General features: G+C 60.4%; 9 protein-coding genes and 2 pseudogenes. 5 read left to right on the forward strand and 6 right to left on the reverse strand.

Annotated features, from left to right (window positions below; translation table 11 throughout):
* The 3 genes and pseudogenes from C0Z16_RS38515 to C0Z16_RS37975 form a co-directional block, all read right to left on the reverse strand.
* The coding region (locus C0Z16_RS38515) for a hypothetical protein (protein ID WP_208638672.1) at positions 1-183 on the reverse strand (183 nt) is incomplete at its 3' end.
* A 52-nt stretch (positions 184-235) separates the two neighbouring features.
* A pseudogene (locus C0Z16_RS36495) lies at positions 236-890 on the reverse strand (LysR family transcriptional regulator); the annotation flags it as partial.
* Positions 890-1,141, reverse strand: a complete 252-nt coding sequence (locus tag C0Z16_RS37975; RefSeq protein WP_158244582.1) for a hypothetical protein — start codon at positions 1,139-1,141, stop codon at positions 890-892. The gene C0Z16_RS37975 and the pseudogene C0Z16_RS36495, both read right to left, overlap by 1 nt.
* A gap of 96 nt (positions 1,142-1,237) precedes the next feature.
* Between C0Z16_RS37975 and istA the strand changes: the two genes are divergently transcribed.
* From istA to C0Z16_RS36515, 3 genes are all read left to right on the forward strand, one after another.
* Positions 1,238-2,761: an IS21 family transposase gene (gene istA, locus C0Z16_RS36505; RefSeq protein ID WP_102636785.1), complete on the forward strand. Its 1,524-nt coding sequence runs from the start codon at positions 1,238-1,240 to the stop codon at positions 2,759-2,761.
* 12 nt (positions 2,762-2,773) lie between these two features.
* Positions 2,774-3,541, forward strand: a complete 768-nt coding sequence (gene istB, locus C0Z16_RS36510) for an IS21-like element helper ATPase IstB (RefSeq protein WP_102636786.1) — start codon at positions 2,774-2,776, stop codon at positions 3,539-3,541.
* Between the two features lie 489 nt (positions 3,542-4,030).
* Positions 4,031-4,384, forward strand: a complete 354-nt coding sequence (locus C0Z16_RS36515; RefSeq protein WP_244201516.1) for an acetyl-CoA hydrolase/transferase C-terminal domain-containing protein — start codon at positions 4,031-4,033, stop codon at positions 4,382-4,384.
* 158 nt (positions 4,385-4,542) lie between these two features.
* On the opposite strand, the gene C0Z16_RS36520 is transcribed toward C0Z16_RS36515, so the two are convergent.
* Positions 4,543-4,803, reverse strand: a complete 261-nt coding sequence (locus C0Z16_RS36520) for a GlsB/YeaQ/YmgE family stress response membrane protein (protein ID WP_102636788.1) — start codon at positions 4,801-4,803, stop codon at positions 4,543-4,545.
* Positions 4,804-5,215: 412 nt separating this feature from the next.
* Here C0Z16_RS36520 and C0Z16_RS36525 point away from each other — a divergent pair, with 412 nt between their 5' ends.
* On the forward strand, positions 5,216-5,740 hold the full coding sequence (locus C0Z16_RS36525; RefSeq protein ID WP_102636789.1) for a hypothetical protein: 525 nt from the start codon (positions 5,216-5,218) through the stop codon (positions 5,738-5,740).
* Between the two features lie 74 nt (positions 5,741-5,814).
* Here C0Z16_RS36525 and C0Z16_RS36530 read toward each other — a convergent pair whose 3' ends face one another.
* Positions 5,815-6,978, reverse strand: a complete 1,164-nt coding sequence (locus tag C0Z16_RS36530) for a metallophosphoesterase (protein WP_102636790.1) — start codon at positions 6,976-6,978, stop codon at positions 5,815-5,817.
* 391 nt (positions 6,979-7,369) lie between these two features.
* Here C0Z16_RS36530 and C0Z16_RS36535 point away from each other — a divergent pair, with 391 nt between their 5' ends.
* Positions 7,370-7,708 carry a hypothetical protein gene (locus C0Z16_RS36535; RefSeq protein WP_102636791.1) on the forward strand — a complete coding sequence of 113 codons (339 nt, stop codon included), beginning with the start codon at positions 7,370-7,372 and terminating at the stop codon, positions 7,706-7,708.
* On the opposite strand, the pseudogene C0Z16_RS36540 reads toward C0Z16_RS36535, so the two are convergent.
* Positions 7,701-8,152 (reverse strand): annotated as a pseudogene (locus C0Z16_RS36540) (nitroreductase family protein); the annotation flags it as partial. The gene C0Z16_RS36535 and the pseudogene C0Z16_RS36540 overlap by 8 nt on opposite strands.
* Positions 8,153-8,291: the final 139 nt, after the last annotated feature.

The raw sequence follows: 8,291 nt of genomic DNA on the forward strand, positions 1-8,291 counted from the left end.
GGACCGTGAAACGACTCTACGCCGATGATAGTGCGGATTACCCGTGTGAAAGTAGGTCATCGTCAGGCTCCCCTGCAGCACCAGAAACCCCACCCCGAAAAAGGTGGGGTTTCTGCGTTTACGCGGCAAGAACAAGACACGCAGCATTTGCGGCTGCGGCCAAGCCACAGCGGCAATCGCCATCGCTAAATCACTGGGTTGCAACTTTCCTGAAGCGAGATACCATCTCTCAATCAGCGATCTCGGCGTAAAAGGGGCCCGTGCCGATGTCCATCACTTCCCGGCTCGCAACGATCAGCGACTCCGCGATATCACCTGCACGGGACATCGATATTCATCATCTCGCTGCCATTGGATCCATCGAGCGCCCACTCGTGCGGCGGAACACGGGCGTATGGAAGATTACGCACTCGTGATGCGTGAGATCGCCGGGCCACTGCGGCGCACCGTGCGCTGTCATATGAGGCACCGATTATCGCGACATCCGGCTGCCTTCGAAAGATCAGGCATGCGCCGCGGCAGCATCAATTGCACGGTTACTTCCCGATAAGCGCGCGATAACGCGAGATCACCGGCAGCACATAATGCTGGCCGACGCTTGCGAAGCTGTGCATGCGAAGTGCCCTCTCGTGCGTGCGTGCAACTGGCTTCTTCTTCAGCGGTATCAATGTCGGTCAGGTGTGCCGACATCGCTTGAGATAACGCTAGCCCGCAGTAGTCAGCACGAGACGGCGCGTCGAGCGGTTTAGCAAGCGCTTACACAGGTGCGCATCAAGTTCCGAACTGCGCGCGACATCGTGCCGTTCGTCGAATTGAGCGACTGCGCGGCGGTAAGACTGCCTGGCTTCCACCGCGCACACGAACACTCGCATGTTTTGTAACGGATCCATCAATCGTTCCATTTCACGGCGGAAGTTGCGTTGTCCGCCCGGCTGATAGGCTCATTATTGTTTGTTCCTGAGGAAGTTCCGCAGCCGTCAGTGCGGAGCTGTTGGCGCTGGGCATTGCAATGCCTGAGCCGGCCGTCGAGATCCCGCGCCAAAAAAATCGCGACGATCGTGATCATGAGTGCGTATTTCGGACGAACGTGACCGGCCGTTTCGGGATGGTGACCGGCGATTTCGGCAACGTGACCGGTCATTTCGGGAACGTGACCGAGCGGACCGGAAGGCAGGATTGGCGTTGCGCATGACATCAACCACGCGGGCTATGCTCGCCGGCTTTGGCCGGAGAGACGATGCCCGCGCACCGGATGAACATGCGCATGATCAAGGACGTTTTACGACTTAAATTCGATGGCGGCTTCTCGCACGATCGGATCGCCGCATCACTGGGCATATCCAAGGGCGTGGTCACGAAGTACATCGGACTAGCCAGTGCCGCCGGGCTGGACTGGGCAAGCGCCTGCGATATGGATGAAGGCGAACTCGAGCGGCGGCTTCTCGGAAAGCCCACGGGGCCATCAGCCTATGCCCAGCCCGACTATGGACGCATCCATCAGGAACTGCGTCGCAAGGGCATGACGCTGACGTTGCTGTGGGAGGAATACCAGGCTGAGTTCGCGGACCGGCAGACCTACCGCTATACGCAGTTCTGTGGGCACTACAAGGCGTTCACGAAACGCCTGAAGCGCTCGATGCGCCAGATTCATCGCGCCGGCGAGAAGCTGTTTGTCGACTTCGCCGGCCCCACGTTGCCACTGACGACTGGACGCCGCGCGCACATCTTCGTAGCGGCTATGGGCGCATCGAGTTACACGTTCGCATGTGCAACGCCGGCCGAGACGATGGAGGACTGGCTGGGCGGGATTGCTCGCGCGCTGACCTTCTATGGTGGTGTGCCGCAGTTGATCGTCCCGGACAACCCACGGGCGATGATTGCCGATCCCGATCGCTATGAACCTCGCGCTGGCGACACTGTGCTGGAATTCGCGCGTCACTACGGCACATCATTCCTTCCTGCGCGCGTATATCGTCCGCAGGACAAACCGAAGGTAGAGGTTGCGGTCCAGGTGGTCGAACGCTGGATCATGGCGCGCCTGCGTCATCAGCGGTTTGAGTCGGTCCACTCGGTCAATGAGGCGATCCGCCCGCTGCTCAAGAACCTGAATGAGAGGCCGTTCCAGAAACTGCCGGGATGTCGCGCCAGCGCATTCGCCCAGTTGGACGCGCCGGCACTGCAGTCGCTGCCGGCACAGCCCTATGAGCTCGCGCGCTTCAAGACAGTGACGGTTCACATCGACTATCACGTCGAGATCAACAAACACCGCTACAGCGTGCCGCACGCGCTGGTCGGTCTCAAGCTCGATGCGCGCATCACGGCGGGCGCTGTCGAACTGCTGCATCGCGGTCGCCGTGTCGCTAGCCACGCACGCAACGAGCGCGCAGGCGGCTACACCACCGTCGTCGAGCACATGCCGGCGGCGCACCGCGCTCATCTGGAATGGACGCCGCAGCGGCTGATTCATTGGGGACAGCAGATCGGCGCGGCAACCGGCGTGCTTGTTACCCGGCTGCTGCAGGAGCAACGTCATCCGGAACACGGCTATCGGGCGTGCCTCGGATTACTCTCGCTCTCACGTCGCTATGGCCGCGAACGTCTCGAAGCCGCCTGTGCGCTAGCACTGGAGCTGGGCGTGCACCGTTACCGCCACGTGCGCGACATCCTGATCAACAATCGCGACCGCGCTGCTGTGGCAACGCCTGCCGACTGGATCAGCCCGAGCCACGCACATGTACGCGGCCCCGGCTACTACCAATAAAGAAGACCCACCATGATGATGCAACAGACACTGACGCAACTGCGCACCCTGAAGCTGGACGGTTTCGCTGACGGCCTGGAAGAACAACTGACGCAGCCCGGCGCGGCCAGCCTGAGCTTCGAGGAACGCCTGTCACTGCTGGTCGACCGGGAAGCCAGTTGGCGTGACGATCGCCGTCGTACCCGACTGCTCAAGCAGGCGCGCCTCAAGTATCCGCAAGCCGCCATTGAAGATCTCGACACGCGCGCTGGCCGTGGCGTCGATCCGCGCTCACTCACGAGTCTCGCGCTCGGTGAATGGGTCGAAGCCGGCTACAGCCTGCTCATCAGCGGTCCAACCGGCGCCGGGAAATCGTGGCTCGCTTGCGCCTTGGCCCAATACGCTTGCCGGCGCGGGCATTCGGCCTTGTATCTGCGCGTGCCGCGACTTGGCGAGGAGCTTCGCGTTCTGCACGGCAATGGCGGCTTCACAAAATGGCTGCTGCAGGTCGCCCGCGTTGACGTGCTCCTGCTGGACGATTGGGGAATGGCCCCCCTCGACGCGATGGTCCGAAACGATCTGCTCGAGATGATCGATGACCGCTCGGCGGGAAAGGCGACAATCATCACCAGCCAGTTACCGATTGAGCACTGGCATGGATGGATCGGCGACGAGACCATCGCCGACGCAATGCTCGACCGCCTCATGCAGCGCCATCATCGGATCACGCTTACCGGTGAATCCCTCAGAAAGCCATCCCCAAAACCCAACGTCCTGGAGCCCGAACTCGACCAGAACTAACAAGAAAATCTACAATCAACACCGCGCAATGCCAAACCCCGCCGAATCGGTCACGTTCCCGAAATCGGCGGTCACGTTCGCCGAAATACGCAATGAGCATAGCGGATAGCCCGTCGACGGTGTTGTCCGCGGATCCAGAGACCAAGCTGATGGCCAGCCATCTGATTAATTTTTCACCATGAAGTGTCGCGCGGACGCATGCCCCGGCGCTTGCCGCCGTGGCAGGCGGGCATAGGCACGACCCGAATGCGGTGCTGGTCGGATTCGTCGATGCGCCTTTCGACGCTTTCCAAATCTATTCAGTAGTGCTGCTGGATTCGCCCTTCCATCCGAAGCACGCCGACGAGGTCACGTTCGCTGGGGGGCGCCGAGCACTTTGTTGGCCGCGCGTTAGGCTCACGTGTTCGGCGAGGTCGAGCGTTACCGCGGTCGCCTCGTATTGCGTCGACAAAAAGCAGCAACCATCCGGAAGTGATTCGCCGACTCGGTATGATCGCATTGAACACCGCGCTCGCGTTCGACATCTTCGGCAGCGTGAATTCAACGCACAATGGGCGGCACGCACATGGCGAACGGCATTGGCGGTTCGGCGACTTTTCGCACAATGCGTCGTGCGCGATCTTCGCAACGAAATCGATGACAAAGGGCGGCTGCATTTCGGGCGTCGTGCCGACGGTGTCGCATTGTGACCACAACAAACACGACATCGACGTGCTCGCGATGGAGCAGGGCCTGACTGATCTGCACGGCCTGGTGCGCGCGACCGCGCCACTCTCATTATCCCGAGTTGCGTGCTTCGGCAGTATCGTGATCTGCTTCGCGACCACTACGAGGATGCATTGAAAGCCGGAGGACAAACGTCGCATCGGCTGGACAGGCCCTGGCCTAACATAGCGGCTGCATGATACCGGCTCAATCTAGCCGGTAGCCCAAGCGGTTGCTTGACCGAGGGTAAAGCCGGCGCCAGGTGAATTTTCCTCCTGACGCCGAGACATCAGAGGCTACGCGTAGCCGCCTCGCCGGAAGAGCCGGATGATAAACAGCAGGATAACCGCGCCAATCACAGCAGTGATGATCGAGCCGATCCAGCCGCTGCCCAGCGAAACGTGCAGCACGCCGGCGAGCCAACCGCCGATGAACGCGCCAACGATGCCGACGATGATGTCGACGATAATGCCGAAGCCGCCGCCCTTGACCAGCACGCCAGCCAGCCAGCCAGCGATTGCGCCGATGATAAGCCATGCAATGATGCCGTGTTGCATAAACGAGACTCCATAGTTGAGTGTGGGAAATACGCGGTGATACAGCTTAGTCGAAGCGTATGGGACAGTCCATATTCGGGATATGGAATTAACATTGTCTGAACCTATTGCAAGATAAGCGTAGAGGTTGGGCATGCCTATCGGGGACCCAGCGCGTTGCGGGGTACTTTGTATGTCAGTTCGGCAAGATGTGCTGCGGAAATTTCGACAATGAGCGCGGACCGATCGATACGTTAATACGGAGTCCAAATATTGACGACGCCCATCGCGAAAAACATACTATCCGCACCTTCCGTATCTGCCTGCGCATGGCAACGTCTCTACGCCACTTGGCTCAGAGAGCCGGTTCACCCCGGCGGCGTCGGTTCCCGCCACTTGCGTCATTTGCGTCACTGACGTCATTGAGGAATGTATGAAAGCTAAAGTTCTTGTCATTATGGCTGGCGCGTTGATTGCCGCTGCTTCGATCGCGTCGTTCGCCGCGGGTCTGCCCGCGCCGTTTGAAGGAAGCAGCACCTTGCAGGCCGAAGGAGTGGTGAAATCCGTCGATCTTGCAAAGCACTCAGTGACGGTTCGCGATGCGCAGGGCGGCGAGGCGTCGTTCGACGTTACAGATGCGCGCAACCTCGGGCAAATCAAGGAGGGCGGCAAGGTTCATATCCGTATGATGCGCAACGCTGTGATCAGCGTCACGCGCAGTTCTGAAAGGCAAGGCACCATTGCTTTAACTGCACAGCCGAACTCTGATCAGAACGTCAGCGCCGAAGTGCAGGCAATCGACCACGCTTCGGGCGTCATGGCGTTGAAAGGCCCGAATGGCTCGGTGTTCCACATCCAGGGCCGTGATCCGGCAAAGGTCGCCAATGTGACGCCGGGCATGCAGGTATTGGTAGCCTTCGCACCGCAAATCAATGTCGCAGTGGCACCCGTGCAGTAAGTCGCGCCTTCGGGTGCGTCCTCGTTGCACGGAAGTGAATCATCGGCTCGCGAGCGCCGCGCTCCGCCCGCGCATTAATCCGGTTCGCCGGGCACGAGGCGCAGTCGGGTGATCTCCGAAGGCGCGCCCAAGCGCTTCGGCGGTCCCCAATAGCCGGTGCCGCGGCTCGTGTACACCCATAGTCCGTTCAGGCGCGCGAGGCCGGCAGTGAACGGCTGCTGAAACCGCACAAAAAAGTTCCATGGGAAGAACTGACCACCGTGCGTATGACCTGAGAGTTGGAGTGTGAAGCCCGCTGCCGCCGCTGCCTCGGCGGAGCGGGGCTGATGGGCGAGCAGTACCTTGATCAGCACGTCGCCCGGTGCACCCGCAATCGCCGCCATTGGGTCGCTGCGGTGCAGGGGATCATGGTGGCCGGCCGAATAATCTGTCACGCCAGCAATAACGGCACGGGCACCATCGTGATCGACGATCACATGCTCGTTGAGCAGCACGTTGAGTCCAAGGCGCCGGAATTCGTCGATCCACGCATTGGCTCCGGCGTAGTACTCGTGGTTGCCTGTGACGAGAAACGCACCGTGACGGGCGCTCAACCGTGAGAGCGGCTGCGTGTGATGAGTCAACTGCGGCACGCTACCGTCAACCACGTCGCCCGTCACCGCGATGACATCGGGCTTCAGACGGTTCACTGCATCGACGATCGCATCGACGTAGCTGCGCTTGATGGTTGGGCCCACGTGAATGTCGCTGATCTGAACGATCGTGAAGCCGTCGAGCGCGGCGGGCAAATCGTCGATCGGTACCTCGATCGTTACGACTTTTGCGCGGCGGCGAGCGTTGAACAGCCCGACCAGCGTCGAGAGCAATGCAAGCAACGGCACAGCTGCGGCAGTGCCTGTCCGCCAGTGAGCGAGAGCGACCGTGTTGGGCCAGATTGCGTCAATCGTCATCAGCGAAGCGAGCGCCAGGTCACGCACAAACGTCAGCACCAACAGGGAGGAGAAAAGGCCCATCGCCAGCAAGCCGACCCACGCGAGCCGGTCGCCGAGCGGCTGACGTTTGATCGTACGCGCGAGCATGCCGAGCGGGATCAGAAAGACAGAGAGCACGAGCCATAACCCGGCCAGCCATCGGGCGGTGATATCGACGGGCATGTCTGGAATCAGACGGAAGCCGACGTAGATGTGCAGCAGGATGCCAATCAGGATGAGGCGTACAAGAAACGATGAGCGGCGCATAGGGAAGATGGAGGCGGGAAGGAACCGGCACGAGCGGAACGCCGGCGGCGGCCAATCGCCGCGGCGATGCAGCCAACGGCCGGGACCATTCTACCGACATGCGCTGCGGCGTGCCGGCCCTGTGGAAATAGCCCGGGTAGCGCGCAGTTCCAACTGCCTCGCTGCATTGCAGCGACAGCTGCGGGGCTAGCGGGCACGCGCCAAACAACCTCCATCGGGAGTGACGGCGTCACCCTGATAACCCTAATTAAATGGGCTTTGAATTGCCGGCGCGCGTCGACTATTCTAAAAGAAGGCTCGCTGGCCTATCGAGCCGCTGAGACGTCTTTGATGCGCAAAAGGCCGGCTCAGTTGGTGTTAGCTCGCGGAAACGGCGAGCCAGGAGGCGATCATGAAACTGCTCAGATCACGCCATCGTTTTGACCACGGGCACCCTGCGCACCGCGCCCATCACGTGGGATATGAGGGCAGCCATGTCATGCTGCCTCTCGTCGGCATATCGTTGATGGCGCTCGCCTTATACCTCGGCGTGCGCAACATCGATTTCTCCGAACTGGGCAAGAGCGCACTATTCGACGTTGTGATGCTGTGTGTGGCGCTCGGCATCGCAGGGCTGTTTGGCGTCCTGGGCGCGTGGTTGCGTTCGAATGGCGACGATACGGAAGAGAACTTCTGCTTTGTCGGTGCGGTGATCGGCGTCGTCGTGTTCTACATCGCGATCTTCAGTTAAATCCAGCGCGTTTCACGCTACCAGGGCCGCTTCCAGAAGGTGACGTGCAGAATATGCAGGTCAATTTCGACGCGTCGCCGTAGCCTAGGCCAGTCAGAAAATTCGATTTGATCGTCATGCCCGCGAAGAAGGCTTTGTCGACCTTGACGGCGTCGAAGCCTGACATCACACACGTGTCGAGGCCGAGCGCGCGGGCGGCGAGAACCAGATAGCTGCCTTCCAACGTCGAGTTGCGAAATGCGGTGTCCCCGATCGCCTTATCAGTCCCGGCAACCCGCTATGAGCGTCGGCGCGCGGAAAGAGCTTCGGCAGATGCTCTTACAGACGCCCTATTCATCCCGACAGTGACCGTCACCGGCTGCCATTGTCTTGTCCACGTTACCTGCGGACAAGGCCGGCCGCCGTTTTTGTTGGCCGGGCTTTCACAAAGGCGAAACGTCGGGGCTTGAATGGGCCTGTAGTGGTCTAATTTCCTCGGACAGGTCGATAGGGGGACAATCCTGAATCGACGAGGAAAAAGAGCAAGATGACAAGAAGGCGCCGACAATTTGACGCCAGCTTCAAGCTGGAAGTAGTAAGGATG

This window comes from Paraburkholderia rhynchosiae, from assembly GCF_002879865.1.
GTDB classification, from domain to species: domain Bacteria; phylum Pseudomonadota; class Gammaproteobacteria; order Burkholderiales; family Burkholderiaceae; genus Paraburkholderia; species Paraburkholderia rhynchosiae.